Source organism: Flavobacterium sp. KY-23415 (assembly GCF_055384985.1).
Genome location: NZ_AP044001.1, coordinates 2859558 through 2880323, shown reverse-complemented (window position 1 = coordinate 2880323; position 20766 = coordinate 2859558). Strand labels below are relative to the sequence as shown.

Annotated in this window: 21 protein-coding genes and 2 rRNA genes; 8 read left to right on the top strand and 15 right to left on the bottom strand. The window is 32.2% G+C overall.

Going from position 1 to position 20766, the window contains the following annotated elements:
• Positions 1-47 precede the first annotated feature (47 nt).
• From ACZ49Z_RS12590 to ACZ49Z_RS12565, 6 genes are all read right to left on the bottom strand, one after another.
• Positions 48-704 (bottom strand): hypothetical protein, encoded by a 657-nt coding sequence (locus ACZ49Z_RS12590; protein WP_464304659.1) that lies wholly within the window; start codon positions 702-704, stop codon positions 48-50.
• A 55-nt stretch (positions 705-759) separates the two neighbouring features.
• Positions 760-1143, bottom strand: coding sequence for an FEKKY domain-containing protein (locus ACZ49Z_RS12585; protein ID WP_464304658.1), 384 nt, complete (start codon positions 1141-1143; stop codon positions 760-762).
• Positions 1133-2320, bottom strand: coding sequence for a hypothetical protein (locus ACZ49Z_RS12580; protein ID WP_464304657.1), 1188 nt, complete (start codon positions 2318-2320; stop codon positions 1133-1135). The genes ACZ49Z_RS12585 and ACZ49Z_RS12580 overlap by 11 nt, the downstream gene beginning before the upstream one ends.
• Positions 2321-2428: 108 nt before the next feature.
• Positions 2429-3361: a hypothetical protein gene (locus ACZ49Z_RS12575; protein ID WP_464304656.1), complete on the bottom strand. Its 933-nt coding sequence runs from the start codon at positions 3359-3361 to the stop codon at positions 2429-2431.
• A gap of 4 nt (positions 3362-3365) precedes the next feature.
• Positions 3366-3899 (bottom strand): RNA polymerase sigma factor, encoded by a 534-nt coding sequence (locus tag ACZ49Z_RS12570; RefSeq protein ID WP_464304655.1) that lies wholly within the window; start codon positions 3897-3899, stop codon positions 3366-3368.
• Positions 3900-4034: 135 nt separating this feature from the next.
• Positions 4035-4622 carry an LURP-one-related/scramblase family protein gene (locus ACZ49Z_RS12565; RefSeq protein WP_464304654.1) on the bottom strand — a complete coding sequence of 196 codons (588 nt, stop codon included), beginning with the start codon at positions 4620-4622 and terminating at the stop codon, positions 4035-4037.
• Between the two features lie 395 nt (positions 4623-5017).
• On the opposite strand from ACZ49Z_RS12565, the gene ACZ49Z_RS12560 reads away from it, so the two are divergent.
• From ACZ49Z_RS12560 to ACZ49Z_RS12550, 3 genes are all read left to right on the top strand, one after another.
• Complete coding sequence (locus ACZ49Z_RS12560; RefSeq protein WP_464304653.1) at positions 5018-5899, top strand: PPK2 family polyphosphate kinase; 882 nt, start codon at positions 5018-5020, stop codon at positions 5897-5899.
• Between the two features lie 220 nt (positions 5900-6119).
• Positions 6120-7505, top strand: coding sequence for an MATE family efflux transporter (locus ACZ49Z_RS12555; RefSeq protein WP_464304652.1), 1386 nt, complete (start codon positions 6120-6122; stop codon positions 7503-7505).
• A gap of 59 nt (positions 7506-7564) precedes the next feature.
• On the top strand, positions 7565-7792 hold the full coding sequence (locus tag ACZ49Z_RS12550; RefSeq protein WP_464304651.1) for a hypothetical protein: 228 nt from the start codon (positions 7565-7567) through the stop codon (positions 7790-7792).
• Between the two features lie 58 nt (positions 7793-7850).
• Here the strand turns inward: ACZ49Z_RS12550 and ACZ49Z_RS12545 are convergent, their stop codons facing one another.
• The 4 genes from ACZ49Z_RS12545 to ACZ49Z_RS12530 are packed head-to-tail and all read right to left on the bottom strand — an operon-like array spanning position 7851 to position 10637.
• Positions 7851-8495, bottom strand: coding sequence for a response regulator transcription factor (locus ACZ49Z_RS12545; protein ID WP_464304650.1), 645 nt, complete (start codon positions 8493-8495; stop codon positions 7851-7853).
• A gap of 1 nt (position 8496) precedes the next feature.
• On the bottom strand, positions 8497-9273 hold the full coding sequence (locus ACZ49Z_RS12540) for a sensor histidine kinase (protein ID WP_464304649.1): 777 nt from the start codon (positions 9271-9273) through the stop codon (positions 8497-8499).
• On the bottom strand, positions 9252-9899 hold the full coding sequence (locus tag ACZ49Z_RS12535) for a hypothetical protein (protein WP_464304648.1): 648 nt from the start codon (positions 9897-9899) through the stop codon (positions 9252-9254). Before ACZ49Z_RS12535 ends, ACZ49Z_RS12540 begins: the two co-directional genes overlap by 22 nt.
• Before the next feature lie 6 nt (positions 9900-9905).
• Entirely contained in the window at positions 9906-10637 is a 732-nt protein-coding gene (locus ACZ49Z_RS12530) for a hypothetical protein (protein WP_464304647.1), read from the bottom strand.
• A 254-nt stretch (positions 10638-10891) separates the two neighbouring features.
• On the opposite strand from ACZ49Z_RS12530, the gene ACZ49Z_RS12525 reads away from it, so the two are divergent.
• The 3 genes from ACZ49Z_RS12525 to ACZ49Z_RS12515 are packed head-to-tail and all read left to right on the top strand — an operon-like array spanning position 10892 to position 12840.
• Positions 10892-11500 (top strand): DUF2589 domain-containing protein, encoded by a 609-nt coding sequence (locus ACZ49Z_RS12525; RefSeq protein WP_464304646.1) that lies wholly within the window; start codon positions 10892-10894, stop codon positions 11498-11500.
• Between the two features lie 60 nt (positions 11501-11560).
• Positions 11561-12265, top strand: a complete 705-nt coding sequence (locus tag ACZ49Z_RS12520) for a hypothetical protein (protein ID WP_464304645.1) — start codon at positions 11561-11563, stop codon at positions 12263-12265.
• 11 nt (positions 12266-12276) lie between these two features.
• Positions 12277-12840 (top strand): hypothetical protein, encoded by a 564-nt coding sequence (locus ACZ49Z_RS12515; protein ID WP_464304644.1) that lies wholly within the window; start codon positions 12277-12279, stop codon positions 12838-12840.
• A 6-nt stretch (positions 12841-12846) separates the two neighbouring features.
• Here the strand turns inward: ACZ49Z_RS12515 and meaB are convergent, their stop codons facing one another.
• Positions 12847-13938 carry a methylmalonyl Co-A mutase-associated GTPase MeaB gene (gene meaB, locus ACZ49Z_RS12510; RefSeq protein ID WP_464304643.1) on the bottom strand — a complete coding sequence of 364 codons (1092 nt, stop codon included), beginning with the start codon at positions 13936-13938 and terminating at the stop codon, positions 12847-12849.
• 98 nt (positions 13939-14036) lie between these two features.
• Between meaB and ACZ49Z_RS12505 the strand changes: the two genes are divergently transcribed.
• Positions 14037-14942 carry an AEC family transporter gene (locus ACZ49Z_RS12505; protein ID WP_464304642.1) on the top strand — a complete coding sequence of 302 codons (906 nt, stop codon included), beginning with the start codon at positions 14037-14039 and terminating at the stop codon, positions 14940-14942.
• Between the two features lie 93 nt (positions 14943-15035).
• On the opposite strand, the gene ACZ49Z_RS12500 is transcribed toward ACZ49Z_RS12505, so the two are convergent.
• The gene (locus ACZ49Z_RS12500; protein ID WP_464304641.1) at positions 15036-15233 is read right to left on the bottom strand and encodes a hypothetical protein; all 198 of its coding nucleotides are present in this window, start codon (positions 15231-15233) and stop codon (positions 15036-15038) included.
• Positions 15234-15521: 288 nt separating this feature from the next.
• Here ACZ49Z_RS12500 and ACZ49Z_RS12495 point away from each other — a divergent pair, with 288 nt between their 5' ends.
• Complete coding sequence (locus ACZ49Z_RS12495; RefSeq protein WP_464304640.1) at positions 15522-16925, top strand: FAD-binding oxidoreductase; 1404 nt, start codon at positions 15522-15524, stop codon at positions 16923-16925.
• A 57-nt stretch (positions 16926-16982) separates the two neighbouring features.
• Here the strand turns inward: ACZ49Z_RS12495 and ACZ49Z_RS12490 are convergent, their stop codons facing one another.
• The 3 genes from ACZ49Z_RS12490 to ACZ49Z_RS12480 all read right to left on the bottom strand — a co-directional run bounded on the left by ACZ49Z_RS12490 (position 16983) and on the right by ACZ49Z_RS12480 (position 20751).
• The gene (locus ACZ49Z_RS12490) at positions 16983-17402 is read right to left on the bottom strand and encodes a nucleoside-diphosphate kinase (RefSeq protein WP_464304639.1); all 420 of its coding nucleotides are present in this window, start codon (positions 17400-17402) and stop codon (positions 16983-16985) included.
• 223 nt (positions 17403-17625) lie between these two features.
• Positions 17626-17735, bottom strand: a 5S ribosomal RNA gene (gene rrf, locus ACZ49Z_RS12485).
• Positions 17736-17879: 144 nt separating this feature from the next.
• Positions 17880-20751 (bottom strand): 23S ribosomal RNA (locus tag ACZ49Z_RS12480).
• Positions 20752-20766 lie beyond the last annotated feature (15 nt).

Sequence of the window (20766 nt, the reverse complement as noted above, 5' to 3'; positions counted from 1 at the left end):
CAATTTTTACAGATATTAAAAAGCTCCAAATGGAGCTTTCAGTTTTTTTATAATTCAACTTTCCAAATTTTTAAAAGTTCAATAAATTCTTTCAATACAGATTTATTTATGATTTCATCATCACATTTGTTTAAAGCAAATATTGGAGCGTAATAGAAAAAAGAATTATATGTGTTGTTTTGTAAAAAACGGATGCTGTACCCATTATCATCTGTTACAGTACACACACTAATTTTATTTGAATCAATTTTAAAATCTGTTTGTTTGTATTTTTGAAAATTAATTGTTTGTTTAGATGTCAAAGCGTTAAATAATTCTTCTCTTTTTTTATCATTTAATTTAATTGTTTCAACGGTCTTTTTATATTTTTCTCCTTTAAAATAACTTTTCGGAATTTTTTCTTTAAATGCGTTTATTGTACTGTCAGCAGAAAATACATAATGGATTCTATCATCAAAAGCATTCCAACCATAACTAATTGAAACCGTGATACAAATGTCATTTCGTCTAAGTTCAAAAGGTAATTCTAAAGTTTTAACATCTATTGAATCTTTTAAACTTAAAAAGAAGTAAGGATTTTCTATTTTTTTTTCATCATGGGATTTCTCTTTCTTTACTTCAGGAATAATTGGATTAGAAATAACTTTTCCTTCTTTTTTACAAGAAATTAATAAGACAAATAAAAGAATAATCACTTTTTTCATAATTATATTTTAAGAAATGAATTACAATAATTATACCATTATCATTAACTAAATATTATTTTTTACTCCATTTATCAAAACCCATAGCGGAACTTTTGATTTCTTTCTGCCATTGTTTACCGTATTCTTTATTCAATATTTCAAACACTATTGCATTTTTGGCTTCATATTCTTTAAAGTTCACTGGTGGCAAACAACCAAAATCATAGTATTGAATGTTGTATTTTTTAGCAAAATCAAGATCTTCTTTGGTAATTGTTGACGCAATACCTCCAATGATGTAAATAGTTTGCGTTTTTGAATTTACTTCAATTTTAGTTTCCTGACCTTTTACTTTAATTATTGTAGTTGTTACGCTTGCTTGTTTTTCTTCTTCTTTTTCTTGTGCTTGTATTTGCAAACAAAAGAAAAATAGTATTGTCAAAATTTTATAGTTCATTTTTTTGCATTTTATTCGTTATATCGGCTCCGCCCCATTCTACTAGCGTAAAACCTTTACGATTTGTTTTTGGTAGTTGTTGTTCTTTAATGGTTTCAAATTGGTCTAAACCATAAAATTCCATATATACCCTTATGGTTGTTTCTGGTTTGGGTTTTACATTATTAATTGAAATTTCATTGCAATTCTCATTCACTAAAAAATGGATGAAGTTGAACTCATTTCGTTCTAAAATTGGCAACCAAAACTGTACAAACTCATTTGTTTCTTGATTATTCAATCCAATATGTTCCATTTTTTCAATTAAAAAAGTGGTCAAATCTTCTTTTGCTACAACAAAGCCATCTGTGTATTGATAATGTTCACTTGGTAAATCTATTTCACCATCCCAAAATAAAGAACTATAAATACGTTGGGTTTTGGTGTCAAAAAGTTGTCCGTTTGGAGAAGCAATTACTTTCCAATATTCTTCATATTTAGGAAAAGTGGTTAGTAATTTTCCTTTAAAATCGAATTGTAATGTAATTTCTGTTTCTTTTGTTGGATAGAGATAAATTACTGGTTTTTTTAGTAAAATTTGTTTATCATTTGAAACAAGAAGGGCTTTTAAAGAAATGGTAATTGTTTTTTGTTTTCCAATTATTATTTTTTGCGATTCATAGTTCGCTTTATCAATTTGCAAGACGTCATTTTTTCTTATTTTTATCTTAAATTTACCTTCAAAATCAGTAATGCACTGCTCTTTATTATTCAGATTTTTAATAGTGGTACCAGAAAGAGGATTCTCTTCACAATCTAATATCAATCCTGTCAGAAGAAATTCTTTTCCTTTGTTTTCACTATATTCATAAGCATATAGTTTATACATTTTTTCTAATTCTTTTTTAGGAATGTTTTTGGTTGTGATTACGATTGCTCCATTCTGTGCTTTTTCTCCATAGATTGCAGTTGCTGTCTGACTATTCAATACATTATGTTTATCAATATCATTAAGCTTTATAGCCTTTAAAATATCTTCTGATACATAGTTAGAATTAACAACGCACAAAGCTTTATTAGCTATATTTACTTTCGATTTTGTAGTAATACTCCATCCTTTTTGCTTTTGTATTGAATCTTGAGCAAACACAATAGCAATTGAAAAAAAAACAAATGATAGGATTAATTTACTTTTCATATGTAGATATTTATTTATTGTTTTATTAGGTCACACGGTATCGCCTTATCTTCATTGGTGTTTGTTTGCAACAAACTAGTTATTGGTAGCGATTTCATATTTTTCAAATTATTTCTTTTTTAGTGGCTTTCCATTTTTCGTACTAATAATAACTACGCCATCTTTTCCTTTTTCACCATATCTTTTTTGTGCTTCGTCTTTATAATAAATGGTTGTTGATGTAATTTTTTGTTTATCTAAAGGATAATATGGGCTTGTTGGATTTTTTCCAAACAAAGATTCTTCGGAATACTCAACACCATTAATAATATACAACGGATTTTTTAAAACAACCATAGTATCAATTTCTTCCTTATCTAGCATCATTTCTATTTTTTGCATGCTTTCAACTTCTCCATCAATAACCACCAAAGGATTTGGTTTTACAGTATTTTTTGATTTTTGCGTTGCAACATTTCCATTGGGCAAGAAACTATTTCGAGGTATTTCTTTTTTTGATGTTATAATAGATTCTATTGCATTGTCTGTTGGAACAATACTTTTAGGTTTCGCTACAATAGAATCTGACATTGAAAAAAATCCAGACACATTTTCTGATCTAGGCAAAATCGCTTCTTTTTTTTCTTCTAATTGCACTGTTTCTTTTTGAACAATTGACATCTTATCAAAAATAATCTCAGGTTGATTATTTATCAATTCTTTATCGTTTTTTTCAAGCGATAAAGTTGTGTCGTTATTTAGTTCTACTAAAGGTGCTACAAGTATCATTTTCTTTTTAATAGTATCAGAAACTACAATGGTATGCTCTTCTATTTGAGCAGGAGTAGTATTAGTGTAAAAATGATATGCGATTGTTGCCACAATAACGACTGAAGCTGCAACGCTAATTTTTTTCCAACTGTTTTTTTCTTGCTTTAAAACATTGGTATCTAACTTATCTTCAACTCTCGACCATACTTTTTCCATTCCAGGAAATGCATTCGACTCTGCGTTTTTAGCAGCTTGTTGAATTTTTTTATGTAATTTATTTTCGATTTCCATTGCCTTATCTTGCTTTTTGATAGTAAAATGTATTCACTAACTCTTTTAACTTTGTTTTTGAAGCATTTAATTGTGATTTTGAAGTACCTTCTGAGATACCTAATTGTGTCGCAATTTCTTTATGCGAAAACCCTTCAATAACAAACAAATTAAAGATAGTACTACAACCTTCTGGAATGTAATTCAGCAAATTTAGTAAATCGGCTTCTTCCAAATCGGTAACCTCGTCGGCTAAAGGTTGCGATTTATAATTTACATCTTCTAAATACAAATTGAAGTTAATGTTTTTCTTTAACTGTAGTAAACATTGATTTACCACAATTTTTCGTGCCCAAGCTTCGAATGCATAATTCTCCTTTAACTGATTCAGTTTTGTGAAGATGATAAAAAATCCATCTGCTAAAACTTCTTCTATTTCTTCCTCTTTTTTCAAGTAGCGCTTGCATAAACTATAGAGCTTTGGAGCCATATATTCATAGAGCTTCCGTTGTGCTTCTCGGTTTTGTTTTTTACAGGCTTTTATTATTTTTTCATCCATCACAATTGGTTTGCTTTTTATATAGAGTATAAATCTTAGAAAAAGGTTGGGAAAACATTGAAATTTTTTCTTTAAAAATAAAAAAAGGCATACGTTTTTGATCACTTATGCCTTTATATTTTCATTATTCTATTATTATTCTTTAAAAACCATATCAATACACATGATTGCTGCTAGAATTAATTGTCGTATTGGATCTTCCGCAGCAACCGAATTATCTATATTTAAAACATAATTATCTGCGCTAGTAAAAAACTCTTTACCAATTCCTGCCCATTTCTTAGAAACGGTTGCGATTTCTTTATTATGTTGTAGGAATTTAAAATCCCAACCTGTCCATTTCCCTTGCAAAGTACATAAATGACGGTCATTTGCATCATGAATTTCAAATTTTCCACCAAAAGAGAATACTTTTTGCTTGAAAATCCCAATCAAACGATCGTTTGCATCAAAAACTTCAACGTCTGATTTAAAAAGTGCAATACCTCTTTTTACACTCACTATTGGTTTCCCTTGGGTATCGCTAACGACAACATGGAAAGGTGTCATACGTTTATAATCTGTAAAACGAAAAAGTTTGGTAAAAAAACCTAAATTAGGTTCTGTACAAGACATCATTAACGAGCCATTCTCTGGATTAAAAATATCATAACTATTGGCTGCTTTGAAGATGCCTACTTTTTCTTTTACTAAGAAAACGTTTCTAGATAAAATCGAATTCATTTATTTATTGTTAATTTATATATTTCAGTTTTTAATTCTTCTGTTTTATTATCTTCTCAAAGTAGAAAATCAATTTTGTTTTCGGATTCTTTAAACAACATAATCCTTTCAATTTTATTCGTTTAAAAAATTATCATTTTGTTTTTTAGGAATGTTTCTGCCAAATTGTCAACCAAAGCATGTTTTTTCTCAAATTACTTTTTCTATTTGAAATTCATACAAATTAGGTACTATTATCTGAAATTAAGAATAGAGAGTTCTCGTTAAATAATAAACCCGATGCTGAACCAATACCCATAATATTAAGGAACAATTGAAGCTAAAATCTTTCCATTTTGCTTGATAATTTTTTTGGTTGTAAAAATACATTTATCTTTATGAATAAAATTAAAAAAATGAAAAATATAGATACTTCCATTCTTAAAGTTACTAAGCCTATTCAATTAAAAAATATCCCAACCCTTATTGATGTTGCTACTTCTGAAAAAAAGAAAGAAAAAGAGCTCCAAAAAACGAGAGAAAAACTTAGCAAATTACAAGATAAATTGTATGCACATAACAAATATGGTGTCTTAATATGTCTGCAAGGAATGGATACTGCTGGAAAGGACAGTTTAATAAGAGAAGTATTTAAAGAGTTCAATGCTCGTGGTGTTGTGGTTCATAGTTTTAAAACTCCAAATTCAACAGAATTGGAACATGATTATCTTTGGAGACACTATTTAGCGTTACCCGAAAAAGGAAAATTTTCTGTTTTTAATAGAACACACTACGAAAACGTGTTGGTTACACGTGTTCACCCTAATTATATTCTAAATGAGAATATTCCAAGTATCAATTCGGTAGAAGATATAACTCCAGCATTTTGGGAAAACCGATTTGAAAGTATCAACGCTTTTGAAAAACACATTACTTCAAATGGGATAATTGTATTAAAATTCTATTTACATTTAAGCAAAGAAGAACAAAGACAACGCTTATTGCGAAGATTAGAAACCGAGAAACACAATTGGAAATTTTCCCCTGGTGATTTGAAAGAGCGAGAATTGTGGGACGAGTATCAAAAATACTATGAAGAAGCCATTAACAAAACATCTAAAGAACAGGCTCCATGGTATATTGTTCCTGCAGATAACAAAGAAACATGTCGTTATCTGGTTGCAAAAACTATTTTAGAAGAACTACAAAAATATACCGATATTAAAGAACCTGAATTAGAACAAGAAGTGAAGGACAACATCAAAATGTATTATGATAAATTAGCTTCTGAGCAATAATTTTATTTTAGCTAATGGTTCTAGTTTTCTTGCTATCCATTTTCCTGCTTTTCGCTACAATACCCTTTTACAAAATTTTAAACTCTGTAAAAGGGTATTTCGCTTTAATAAGAACTAGCTAACTTTTGTATTGTTATTTTTGCAAAACTTTCGACTTAGAACTTTTAGTTCCTTTTTTCTAACTTCAATATTCTATCTTTGTACTCAAATTAACGAAAAAATGACACTATCAACCTATACTAAGGAATTTACGTATAATTTAAAATTGGCTTACCCCATAATACTTGGTATGCTAGGTCATACCATAGTGGGTATTGTTGATAATATCATGGTGGCCCGATTGGGTTCTACCGAATTAGCGGCTGTTTCTTTAGGAAATAGTTTTGTTTTCATTGCCATGTCTTTAGGTATTGGGTTTTCAACTGCAATTACTCCTTTAGTAGCAGAAGCAGATGGAAAAAGCAATGTTGCTGAAGGAAGAAGTGCTTTCCATCATGGTTTGTATTTATGTACCATTTTTGGAATCCTTTTGTTTGGTATTATCTACTTTTCTAAACCTTTAATAGCCTTTATGGGTCAACCTGAAAATGTAGTAGAATTAGCAAAACCCTATTTAGATATTGTAGCTTTTTCATTAATTCCGTTAATCATGTTTCAGGCCTACAAACAGTTTGCTGACGGAATGAGTGAAACTAAATATTCTATGTGGGCAACTATTTTAGCAAACGTAGTAAATGTTGTTTTAAACTATCTATTAATTTATGGAATTTGGATATTTCCAGAGTTGGGTATTGTTGGAGCCGCGATTGGAACAATTGCTTCTCGATTTGTAATGCTAGGTTATATGCACTATATGATGAATTTAAAAAAGAAATTCCATCCTTATTTCAAGGACTTTTCTCTTAAAGAAATAAAACGTGAAGTCAATTTAAAAATCATCAAATTAGGCACTCCTTCTGCCATGCAAATGTTTTTTGAAGTTGCTTTGTTTACGGGTGCAATTTGGTTATCTGGGCGTTTAGGAACAACGAGTCAAGCTGCCAATCAAATTGCTTTAAGTTTAGCCTCTTTTACCTTCATGTTTGCCATGGGATTAAGCGTTGCAGCAATGATTCGTGTAGGAAATCAAAAAGGATTAAACGATTTCAAAAAATTACGTTTAGTTGCTTTTTCAATTTTCTTATTGGCTATTTTTTTAGAAATATTTTTCGCTTTAATTTTTGTGGTTTTCCATGAATATTTCCCTTTACATTTTATTAAAACTGTTGATGACTTAGGAAATCCAATTTTAGAAAATATTGAAGTGGTTAAAATTGCTGCACAATTATTATTAGTAGCTGCTGTATTTCAAATTTCCGATGGTATTCAAGTGGTTGTTTTGGGTGCATTGCGCGGTTTACAAGATGTTAAAATTCCAATGTATATGACATTTGTTTCCTATTGGGTAATTGGTTTTCCAATTTCTATATATCTAGGACTATATACTTCCTATGCTGCTACAGGAATTTGGATTGGTTTATTAGCAGGCTTGTCTGCTGCTGCTATTTTACTTTTCCTTCGTTTTAATTATTTAACAAAAAAGTTAATTGCGAATAATAACCAATAAACCAGTCAAAAAATATTATTTTTACAGCGTTCAAAAGAAACACATAAAAAAACAACGATATGACTTTACCAAAATTTGTCATTGCTGACAATTCCGATTTCCCTGATGATATTTTTATCATTCATTTAGATTTTCCTCAGTTTATCATCAATTTAAAAGATGATGAAGTTGAATTTTTAGAAGACATTGAAGATGAAGACGAAAAAGAATTAGAGTCTGAAATGGAACATTTAATCACGCTTGCAGGCGAATTCTATGACAGAGAAATGGAACGTTATGAAGAATAAAAAAAACACCGTTTAGAACTATTTTAAACGGTGTTTTTTTATAGTATTACTCCATTTTTTACACATCATATCCGTTTTTAATAGCATAAACTGCAAGTCCTACTCTTGTTTTTAATTCCAGTTTTTCAAACAAACTATCTCTGTAATTTTCTACTGTTCTCGGGCTACAAAACATTTTCTCACTAATCTCTTTATAATTCATTTCAGTAACCGTATATTTCAAAAACTCTTTTTCTCTATCAGAAATTTTAACTCCATTGGAAAGCCCAGTATAATCATCATTCAATGTAGAAAGTACTTTACTGGTTGCCCATTCTGGGAAAAACTGCCCATTTTTTACAATTTTGAGCAAGGCATTCTCAAGTTCTTTTGGGTGCACATTCTTTAACATATAACCTTTTGCACCGTTTTTTATCATTTTGATTAAACTTTGTTCATCATCTTGCATACTTAAAGCCATAACCAACACCTTCGGATAATCACTTTTTAACCAAGTTGCCGTTTCAAATCCGTCCATTACAGGCATACTAATATCAAGCAAAACAATATCTGGTATTCCTTCACCTTGTTTGAATTTCTTTTGCAGTTCTAATCCATTTTCACATACATATAAAACTTCAAATGGTTCAAAATTACTTATAATACTACTTAAAGCATTAGCTATTAAAACATGATCATCTACAATCACAATGGAGTTTTTCATTTTATAAAGGTATTTCTATCGTTAATTTTGTTCCTGATGTTGGGTTACTTTCCAAGTAATATTTTCCTCCAATCATTTCTGCTCTTTTTTTCATATTAAGTAAACCAATACCGTTTGATTTTGTTTCATGTATATTAAAACCTTTACCATCATCTAGTAAAACTAATACATATTCGTTTTCATTTTTTTCTAATGTAACCGTTATAGTATCACATTTAGCATGTTTAATACTATTTTGTATGAACTCCTGTGTAATACGTAATAATATACTTTTAGATTGATATGAAGCAATATTGATTGTAGTATTACAAATGAAAAAAACATTACATTTTTTGAGTTCTTGTACTTTCTGACATTCTTTTTCTAATAACTCTCTAATGCTATTTTTTTCAATACTATCATCTGTTAAAGACTTAGACAGTTGCCTTAATTCAGATAACGAATCATTAATAATTGCGCTAATATTTTCAATACTTTCATTCACTTGAGGAGCTTTGTTTTCATAGGCTAATTGTTGCGTATATAAACTCGCTAAAGTTAACTTCTGACCAATATTATCGTGAATTTCTCTACCAATATATTGCATAGTTTGGGTTTGAATCTCTAATTGCGTAGCCAACAATTCCCTTTGATGTTCCCTTTCCTTATTTATTAGATTCACTTCATGTTCTTTCTTTTTTACTTTATATTGTTTGATAAAAGCTATGATACCAACAATAAATAAAATAAAAAACAAGTTAAAAAGAATAATCGTAACTATAATTTCGGTTTTCCCCATATAAAAGAAGCAGTAAAAAATAAATACATTAAACAATTAGAGATTAAAAAGTAAAGATAATAAGCATTCCAAATAGTCGGTTCTTTTAATAATAAATTGTACAAGCCAAAGAAAGGTAAAGTTCCTACATAAAAAAGCATTATCCCAATATTTATATAGAACATTTTATTAGTCCAAAACTGCAAAATATCATCATTTTGAATTTGTTTCTTAAACTCTAAAAAAACCAATATCATTAGTAAAAATGTACCAGTTGTCATATTAAATGAGTAAACTATATCAAATGATTTAAAATAGAGCTCAATTGGAATAAATGACAATAAATATAAGGAAGTAAAAATGAAAAATAGTTTTTTATTTTTCAAAGACTTAATTGAATAGAGCCAGAAAAAAAACACATACTGTATCGGAATTCCTATAAAAGCAAAAAAAACATCTTTCTTAATTAAAAATAAATCGAATAAATAAACTCCAAACTTCTCAATAATAAAAATGTAAATAATAAAAATAGTAAACCACTTCCAATATGTATTTTTAATTTCTTTAAATTTAAAAATTGCTGTTGTGGCACAAATAAATTCGCACCACAATAACAAATCAATAATTTCTGGATGAAATTTTAACATAATAAATTAAATACCAAAACCTTCTTGATTTCCATTTGTTGCTGGTGGGATAAGTGTACCATGATTTTGTGCTCCAGATAAATTACTTGGATTATTTGGATCACTATCCGCAGACTTTCCAGTTAATGCTGCCGTTCGTTGTGTTGTAGAAATAGTATTTGTAACAACATATCCTGGCATATCAAAAAGTCCATGTGCATAAGTTGTATAATCTAATGGGTTAAAATCAACCATTCTATTTTCGACTTTTATAGTAGGAATCATTACTAATGTATGCAAATTCCCATACTGTTTTTGCAATGGATCTTTCAGAAAAAGAACTAAATCATTAAACTGACTCTCCCAAGTTTTAGCTTCAGGATAGGTAGCGTAATAAATTCGTATACCTAAATCTTTACTATCAATTATTTTTCCATGAAGTGCTGCTGTTTTTTTCGTCGTTCTTTCAATGTGGTAAACAAACCTCTTTACTGTCTCTAAATCAAACCAAATTGAATGAGCATCATTATTAGTTAGTGTGTTAGGATGTGTATTTATACATCTTAATTGTTTTTCTTGATATCCTTTTACCATCGTATGAACTAAATCTACAGCCAATTCACTCATAGGATTAGCACTATAATCCATACATATTTTATTAGGATTAGGTATTGGTGTTAAAGTTGGTTTTTTAGGAGGAAACTTATAGATATAAGCTCCAAAGGCAATTACTACGGCAATTAAAAGTCCAGTTGTCATATTATTTATTTTTTAGTTTATGAAATTACTTTTTTTATTTATTACAAAGAAACAACTCTTTACTTTTTTTATCAAAAGTTGAAAAACGTTTTCTAACAGGGTTAAATAACCCTAAAAATATCATTGCATTCCCTCTGTTACTTTAAGTTAAACACACATCAATTCATTATCAGTTGTTGCTCAATTTTGTAAACATCAAAACAGGGAAACCGAAAACTGTAGCAAAGAGTAGGTAAACTATAAAAAACAATATTATGTCAAATTTAGTAGCAGAATTAAACAGTCTAGACTTTAGTGTTTACATTGGAGGTCCATTACAAGCAGCTGTTCAAGCACAAAATGCAGCCTCTATGGCTCAAGTTAATTTCATTCAATCTGTAGGTTTTGAAGACAATCCTGCATCAACGCCAAGCACTCCATTACCAAAAAAATTGCGATATGTGGATTTTAACTATAAAAAATCAGTGCCCAATCCAGATTATGATTCAAACGACCCCGTTAGTCCAACAAATCAAAAATTCATTGATAGTGAAGTAACAATCGCTGTTCCTTTTTTAACAACTTTATCCATTCCTGCGCTTCGAATTGAAGAAGTCACAATAGATTTTAACGCCAAATTAACTTCTACAGAAACATCAAGTCTTTCGAGTGAATTTGCAGCTTCAGCAGAATTAGGTATCGATTACAAAGTTGTCAATTTTAAAGCTTCGGCATCTTATAAAAGAACTTCAAACAGTGGGTCAACTGTAGAGAAAACATACAATATGGGAGTACATGTAAAAGCGGTGAATGATGAAATTCCAGCAGGACTCGATAGAGTATTAACAATGCTTGAAGATAGTATTGCTAGTGTTAACGGATAAACTATTTAATTAATTTATAGATAGGTTGTTCATTCAACCTATCTATTAAAAAATGTAAACATGCCAAACTTAAACGAATATTTAGGAAGTATTGTGTCTAGTATTAGTAACGCTAGAGTATTATCCGATTTACAAACTGTAAAAATTGCAGAACAATATGCTAATCATAATTTATTAAAGCATTTTTCAATACCCAGAATGCGTATTGATGATATTGAAATGACAATCCCTATAGGTATGAATCGAATTAAAAACGAAGAAACACAAACAATAGAACCTATAGATTATAACGAATTAACTAGTACAATCTATAATGACATTCTAGCCACATTAAGAATTTCTAGGCTAACAGCTAATGTAGCAAGTCTTTTTCAGAACGAGATTAATGAAAAATGTAATGCTTTAATCAAAAATATAACAACTCAAAATTATAAAGAACTAATACTAAAATACAGTAAAGCATTAGGAGAAATATGTTTTGGCATTGCAAAAGAGCATAATCTCATTAAGAAAACAGTAAAAATTCAAATTACACCAACAATTCTTGCCCAAAATATAGAAAAAAACATTATTTCAAAAGTAATCATCAATAATGAAGCAAGCGTTTTGGAAAATTTAAATGTTATTGTTGAAGCGAATCAGTTAAGAGAATTAGCCCCTGAAAGTTTAATCTATATTAAAATGAAAATTTCGGAAGACGGAATGGAATGGAATTATGCAGAGAATAGTAAAGGTGAAATAGTCTCAAAGCTAATACCTGAATAAAAAAATAAACCATGAAAAAATCAGTATTACACCTCATTAAAGTGCTACAAAGCCAATTATTAGAATTTCCAGAATTAGTCAATAATCTAGAAAGGAAAGAGGTATCATTTCTTTCTAAACTTTTCCAATGGATGAAAACAATAGAAGATATTATGGCTACACATAATATTAGTGAAGTTTCTGAAATAGCAGGTTTGAGAAGTAGAATAATTGCTGAACGTTTCAATGAATGCAACGGTGTCTCTAAGAAAAAAATGACCCTTAAAGTTGCGTCTGAAGTTTTATATGATTTACAAAAAACTACGCTACAAGTTTTAAAACCTTACGAGATTAAAACAGAAGAATCCAGAGAATTAATTAGACAATTACTACTAATTGTTAGCGAAATGAATGTGATTATATATGACGATAATCAACCATTTGAATCATTCGTAAATACAATATGGCAATTCATTTTTGCTAACGATCAATTAAAAGCTGGTGGAATTAAATTGAAAACAAATCTCCCTATTAATGACATTCGACTACTTATAGCAGAAGAAATAAACCTTGAAGATTTTAAAAGAAATGACTAAATAGAATTATTTTTTAAAAAACATTTCCAATAATACTTGAGCGGCAGCAAAAGGAGAAATCTCATTATTTTGCACCGCTTTTTTATTAATTTCTAACTGTTTACTAATATCTGAATGATTATAGAAATTAGACTTTAATTGTTCATTAATCGTTTCCATCATCCAAAACTGGTTTTGCTCTTGTCTCTTCTGTTGAAAATAATTATTTGTTTTAGTCAATTCAAAATAGTCAGAAATAATTTTCCAAACTGCATCTATTCCCGCCTTAGAAATAGCACTACACGTAGTTACTTTAGGAGTCCAACCACTTTTTTTAGCAGGAAACAAATGTAATGCTCTGTTAAATTCTGTTTTAGCTAACTTTGCCTTAGCAATATTATCTCCATCTGCTTTGTTAATAACAATAGTATCAGCCATTTCCATAATGCCACGTTTAATTCCTTGCAATTCATCACCTGCTCCCGCAATTTTAAGTAATAAAAAGAAATCTACCATACTATGAACAGCAGTTTCACTTTGACCTACACCAACAGTTTCAATAATTATAATATCAAAACCACAAGCCTCACAAAGAATAATAGATTCTCTTGTTTTTCTAGCAACTCCTCCTAAACTATCTCCAGAAGCACTTGGACGAATAAAAGCATTTTCATCTTTTACTAACTCTTCCATTCTTGTTTTGTCACCTAAAATACTACCATGACTTATCGAGGAACTAGGGTCAACTGCTAAAACAGCGACTTTCTTCCCTAAAGCTGTTAAATGTTTACCAAAAGACTCTATAAACGTACTTTTCCCCACACCGGGAACTCCTGTAATTCCAATTCGAATAGATTTATTAGCTTTTGACAAACAACCTTGAATAACTTCATTAGCCTTCTCTAAATGCTCAATATTGGTACTTTCAATCAACGTTATAGCTCTGCTTAATGCAATTGTATCACCTTGAATAATAGCATTTATTAATTCTATTGCTGAAGGTTGTTTCCTTCTAAATTGTAGAATATTTTTAGCCACTACATGACTAACCGAATCAGGTTGGTTAATTCCATTGATTTCTGATAAAGCAGATTTATTTTCTTTAGATTCCAAATGCATTAAGTCTTTACCGTAAAAGTACGATTTTTTTGAAAAAAACCCACAAGGCAAGTAATATTCAAAGGAAGCTTTTTAAATTTGCAACTAACCTATTCTATATGGACAACATTATACTTCTATTTCTATGCCTTTTGGTTGGTGTTTTTCTTCAATTTATAAAAACACTTCCTAAAAATATGTACATTGCCCTAAATCAATTCGTGATTTATGTTTCTTTGCCTGCATTGGCACTTTATTATATACCAAAAATTAAAATTACAACTAACCTTTTTTTCCCACTCGGAATAGCTTGGATCGGTTTTGGGTTATCTTTCATTTTTTTCTATTTACTTGGAAAGTACATGCGTTGGTCAAAGAAATTAACTGGTTGTTTAATTATAACCGCAGGATTAGGAAACACTTCTTTTGTAGGTTTTCCAGTAATTGAAGCATTATATGGAAACGAAGGATTAGAAACTGCAATTATAGTAGATCAACCAGGGTCATTTGTAGTAATGGCAACATTAGGAATCATAACGGCAACATTTTTTTCTAGGGATGAACTCAATCCGAAAGCAATGCTATTCAAAATATTTTTTTTTCCGCCTTTTGTAGCCTTTTTTATTGCACTACTACTAAATATTTTCGAATCCGATTTCAATCAATTATTTCAAAACGTATTTCAAAGAATTGGAAATACTGTAACGCCTGTTGCACTTGTCGCTGTTGGTTTACAATTAAAAATTGAAAAAAAAAGCAAGCACTGGAATTTTCTTGCTTTAGGCCTTTTTTTTAAATTAATTTTAACTCCCCTTTTTTTCTATTTATTTTACAAAAAAATACTAAATACATCTAACTTAATGATTAATGTCTCTATCATGGAAGCAGCTATGGCACCTATGATTACAGGCACTATACTTGCTTCTAGCTATGGCCTTAAACCAAAGCTAAGTAGCATGATGGTTGGAATTGGAATTCCAATATCGTTTTTAACTTTAGCTTTCTGGTATTGGTTAATAAAATAAAAGAGCATAATAAGAAAAAAATCTTATTATGCTTTCAGAATTTTAAATTGTTATTTTATTTTCTATTTATTAAAAGTATTTATAGTAATTTTATTATTCACCAGCAGAAAATTTAAAGTTTTGCAATTGAGGTTTACCTTTAACAAAATTCACAAACCAAATTGCTAATTCTTCTAGTTCTTTAACTAATAAAAACTTAATTGCTTTTAATAATTCTCTGTTAAATAAAACAGGATCAAAACTAACTTTTTCTAAAGCTAATTTTGTACGATTGATCATTGTACTTGACATAATAGGTTATTTTTTGGGTTATCCAAATTTAATAAAAAAAACATATGAACCAATGAGTGTTGAAAAAAAAATCAATATTGACATACATTTTTTTTTGAACTGTCAATTTGTCAAAACTTATTTTTTTATTTTGATTATAATAAACAACTGAAAACCAACAAAATAAAACCACAACAACCCTATTAAAAACAAGTCTCTATTTTTTTTTTTTTTAAACAACGTAAAATCAAAATACTATATAAAAATCATCATTTTTTTTCTATTTTTACATTATAATTCCTCATTAAAATGCAAATTAACACTGAAATACTGATCGAACTACAAAACATAGTAGGTCAAAAAAATGTTTTCACAGACCTAGAAACAAGACAAAATTATGGTCATGATGAAACAGAAGATTATAATTTCCCACCGAATATAGTAATCAAACCAAAAACAACACAAGAAGTAGCAGCAGTTGTAAAATTAGCTAATTTTCACAAAATCCCCGTAACACCGATTGGAGCAAAAACCGGCCTTAGTGGTGGAGCACTCAGCATTTATGGCGGAATTGGATTATCAATGGAGCGTTTTAACGCTATTATAAACATAGACGAAAAAAATCTTCAAATCACAACTGAACCAGGAGTAATAACACAAGATTTAAAAAACAAAGTAGCTGAAAAAGGATTATTTTATCCAGTAGATCCAAGTAGTATGGGAAGTTGCTTTATTGGAGGAAATATCGCTGAAAATTCAGGTGGTGCAAGAGCTGTAAAATATGGGGTAACTAAAGACTATGTCCTAAATTTAGAAGTTGTACTACCAACAGGAGAAATAATCTGGACAGGAGCAAACACTTTAAAAAACTCAACAGGCTATAACCTAACACAGTTGATGGTTGGCAGTGAAGGTACCCTTGGAATTGTAACCAAAATTGTTCTCAAATTACTACCTATAAATTCACATAACATATTAATGTTAGTACCTTTTTACAAAACCTCACAAGCTTGTGAAGCTGTCTCATCAATTTTTAGAGCAGGAATCATCCCAAGCGCTCTAGAATTTATGGAACGAGATGCAATAGACTGGACAATGAAATATATTGACAATATTAACATATCCATAAAACCAGATGTAAAAGCACATTTATTAATTGAAGTTGACGGTAATTACCCTGAAATATTATTTCAAGAAGCTGAGAAAATAATGAAAGTTCTTGATAAATTTGAAATTGACGATGTATTATTTGCTGATACTGAAGAACAAAAAAATAGTCTATGGAAATTAAGAAGAGCCGTAGGAGAAGCCGTTAAATCAAATTCTATTTACAAAGAAGAAGACACAGTCGTTCCTAGATACGAATTACCCAAACTACTAAAAGGAATAAAAGAAATTGGAAACAAATACGGCTTTAAAACAGTTTGTTATGGACATGCTGGTGATGGAAACTTACACATCAACATCGTTAAAGACAACATGACCGATGAAAATTGGAAAACACAAGTACCTAAAGGTATAACAGAAATCTTCAAACTTACAGTAGCTTTGAAAGGAACATTATCTGGTGAACACGGCATAGGATATGTTCAAAAAGAATATATGCCGATTGCATTTAACGAAATTGAAATAAAATTAATGAAAGGAATAAAAAAACTTTTTGACCCAAATAACATAATGAATCCAGGTAAAATATTACCTGATAATTTATAAAAAAGGAAAATCCCGTTTTAAAATACGGGATTTTTTCTATTTTTTTCTGTATTCAAATTAGAATTGCTCTCTACCTGCAAAATGAAAAGCACTTTCAATAGCAGCATTCTCATCAGAATCAGAACCATGGACAGCATTTTCACCAATTGAGGTAGCATATTTTTTACGAATTGTACCGTCAGCCGCTTCAGCTGGATTAGTTGCCCCTATTAAAGCTCTAAAATCTTCAACAGCATTATCTTTTTCTAAAATTGCCGCTACAATTGGCCCTCTAGACATGAATTCAACCAATTCACCGTAAAAAGGTCTCTCTGCATGAACAGCATAAAATTTTTGAGCATCAGCTACAGTTAATTGAGTTAATTTCATTGAAACAATTTTAAAACCACCCTCGGTGATCATATTTAAAATCCCACCAATATGCCCATTTTCAACTGCATCTGGTTTAATCATTGTAAAAGTTCTATTCGTTGCCATAACGTTTAATTATTTTAATTTTGTGCAAAAGTAATCTTTTTTAGTGAATATAGAAATTAACATTCAAAAGATTATTACTTTCTTTTTAGACTTAGAAATTTATATGCGTAATTTATCAAATCTACAAGTTTTGGACTTGATCCCTTTTTTTAATTCATACTAAAAAATCATCAAATTAATAAAAACAAAAAACCCTAATCAGTTATGATTAGGGTTTTCAAAAGAAAGGCGACGACATACTCTCCCACAAAATTGCAGTACCATCTGCGCTGTCGGGCTTAACTTCTCTGTTCGGAATGGGAAGAGGTGAGCCCCGACGCAATAATCACCTTAAGAGGTTTCATTGCTTTGAGCAATATTTCTAATTAATAAATATTTTTCAACATTGAATAATTAGAACAATATCTTAACATATTGAGACAAGAAAATTTATTTTTTTTAGAAAGTGACTCCCTGCACCTTGCGGTGCAGGAATACGTACATAAGCTTATGGGTTATTAGTACTACTCGACTATGACATTACTGCCTTTACATCTATAGCCTATCAACGTGGTCATCTTCCACGACCCTTAAAAGAAATCTCATCTTATGGTGGGTTTCGCGCTTATATGCTTTCAGCGCTTATCCCTTCCAAACGTAGCTACTCTGCAGTGCTCCTGGCGGAACAACAGATACACCAGAGGTTTGTCCAATTCGGTCCTCTCGTACTAGAATCAGATCCATTCAAATTTCTAACGCCCACAGTAGATAGAGACCGAACTGTCTCACGACGTTCTGAACCCAGCTCGCGTGCCACTTTAATGGGCGAACAGCCCAACCCTTGGGACCTTCTCCAGCCCCAGGATGTGACGAGCCGACATCGAGGTGCCAAACCCCCCCGTCGATATGAGCTCTTGGGGGAGATCAGCCTGTTATCCCCGGCGTACCTTTTATCCTTTGAGCGATGGCCCTTCCATACGGAACCACCGGATCACTATGCTCTACTTTCGTACCTGATCGACCTGTATGTCTCTCAGTCAAGCTCCCTTATACCATTGCACTCTACGCACGGTTACCAAGCGTGCTGAGGGAACCTTTAGAAGCCTCCGTTACTCTTTTGGAGGCGACCACCCCAGTCAAACTACCCACCAAACAATGTCCCCCACTTTTGCGGGGTTAGGCCTCAGACAAGCAAAGGGTGGTATTTCAACAATGACTCCACAACGCCTAGCGACGCCACTTCATAGTCTCCCACCTATCCTACACATCACGTGTCCAAGGTCAATATTAAGCTATAGTAAAGGTGCACAGGGTCTTTTCGTCCCACTGCGGGTAATCGGCATCTTCACCGATACTACAATTTCACCGAGCTCATGGCTGAGACAGTGTCCAGATCGTTACACCATTCGTGCAGGTCGGAACTTACCCGACAAGGAATTTCGCTACCTTAGGACCGTTATAGTTACGGCCGCCGTTTACTGGGGCTTCAATTCAATGCTTCTCCGAAGATAACATCTCCTCTTAACCTTCCAGCACCGGGCAGGTGTCAGGCCCTATACTTCATCTTACGATTTTGCAGAGCCCTGTGTTTTTGATAAACAGTCGCCTGGACCTTTTCACTGCGGCCAGCATTACTGCTGGCGACCTTTCTCCCGAAGTTACAGGTCTATTTTGCCTAATTCCTTAGCCATGAATCTCTCGAGCACCTTAGGATTCTCTCCTCAACTACCTGTGTCGGTTTACGGTACGGGTACTTATAATCTAAGTTTAGAAACTTTTCTTGGAAGCCCTTAGGCACACTATCCCTTTGTCCGAAGACGCCGAGTACTATCGTATATCACCAAAATCTACGGATTTGCCTATAGATCTTATAGCTAAATACTTCAACGAACTATTCCGTCAGTTCGCGGTGCTTTCATCACTCCGTCATTCCATCACAATTATAAGTAGTACGGGAATATTAACCCGTTGGCCATCGACTTCTCCTTTCGGATGCGCCTTAGGACCCGACTAACCCACAGCTGATTAGCATAGCTGTGGAAACCTTAGTTTTTCGGTGTGCGGGTTTCTCGCCCGCATTATCGTTACTTATGCCTACATTTTCTTTTCTAAATAGTCCAGCAATACTCACATATCACCTTCAACCCAATTTAGAATGCTCCCCTACCACTCCGTAGAGTCCATAGCTTCGGTAGTATACTTATGCCCGATTATTATCCATGCTCGTCCGCTCGACTAGTGAGCTGTTACGCACTCTTTAAATGAATGGCTGCTTCCAAGCCAACATCCTAGCTGTCTGGGCAGACAAACCGCGTTTTTTCAACTTAGTATACATTTGGGGACCTTAGCCGATGGTCTGGGTTCTTTCCCTCTCGGACATGGACCTTAGCACCCATGCCCTCACTGCTAAAAATCATTATATAGCATTCGGAGTTTGTCAGGAATTGGTAGGTGGTGAAACCCCCGCATCCAATCAGTAGCTCTACCTCTATATAACTAATTTAGCGCTGCACCTAAATGCATTTCGGGGAGTACGAGCTATTTCCGAGTTTGATTGGCCTTTCACCCCTACCCACAGGTCATCCCAAGACTTTTCAACGTCAACGGGTTCGGACCTCCACTTTGGGTTAACAAAGCTTCATCCTGCCCATGGGTAGATCACACGGTTTCGCGTCTACCATTACTGACTCAGGCGCCCTATTCAGACTCGCTTTCGCTACGGATCCATACCTGAAGTACTTATCCTTGCCAGCAACGGTAACTCGTAGGCTCATTATGCAAAAGGCACGCCGTCACCCCACGAAAGGGCTCCGACCGCTTGTAAGCGTATGGTTTCAGGATCTTTTTCACTCCGTTATTCACGGTTCTTTTCACCTTTCCCTCACGGTACTGGTTCACTATCGGTCTCTCAGGAGTATTTAGCCTTAGCGGATGGTCCCGCCAGTTTCACACAGGGTTTCACGTGCCCCGCGCTACTCAGGATACCACTATCCTTATCTTCTCTTACTTATACGGGACTATCACCCTCTTTGGTTAACCTTTCCAGGTTATTCTAATTCAATCCAAAAGAAATCTCGTGGTCCTACAACCCCAAAATTGCCGTAACAACTCTGGTTTGGGCTAATCCGCGTTCGCTCGCCACTACTTACGGAATCACTTTTGTTTTCTTCTCCTCCGCCTACTTAGATGTTTCAGTTCAGCGGGTTTGCCTCCTATCGGATACTATGTCTTCAACATAGTGGGTTGCCCCATTCGGATATCTACGGATCAATTCGTGTGTGCCAATCCCCGTAGCTTTTCGCAGCTTATCACGTCCTTCTTCGCCTCTGAGAGCCTAGGCATTCCCCATACGCCCTTATTTTGCTTATTGTACTTGTTTTATCAA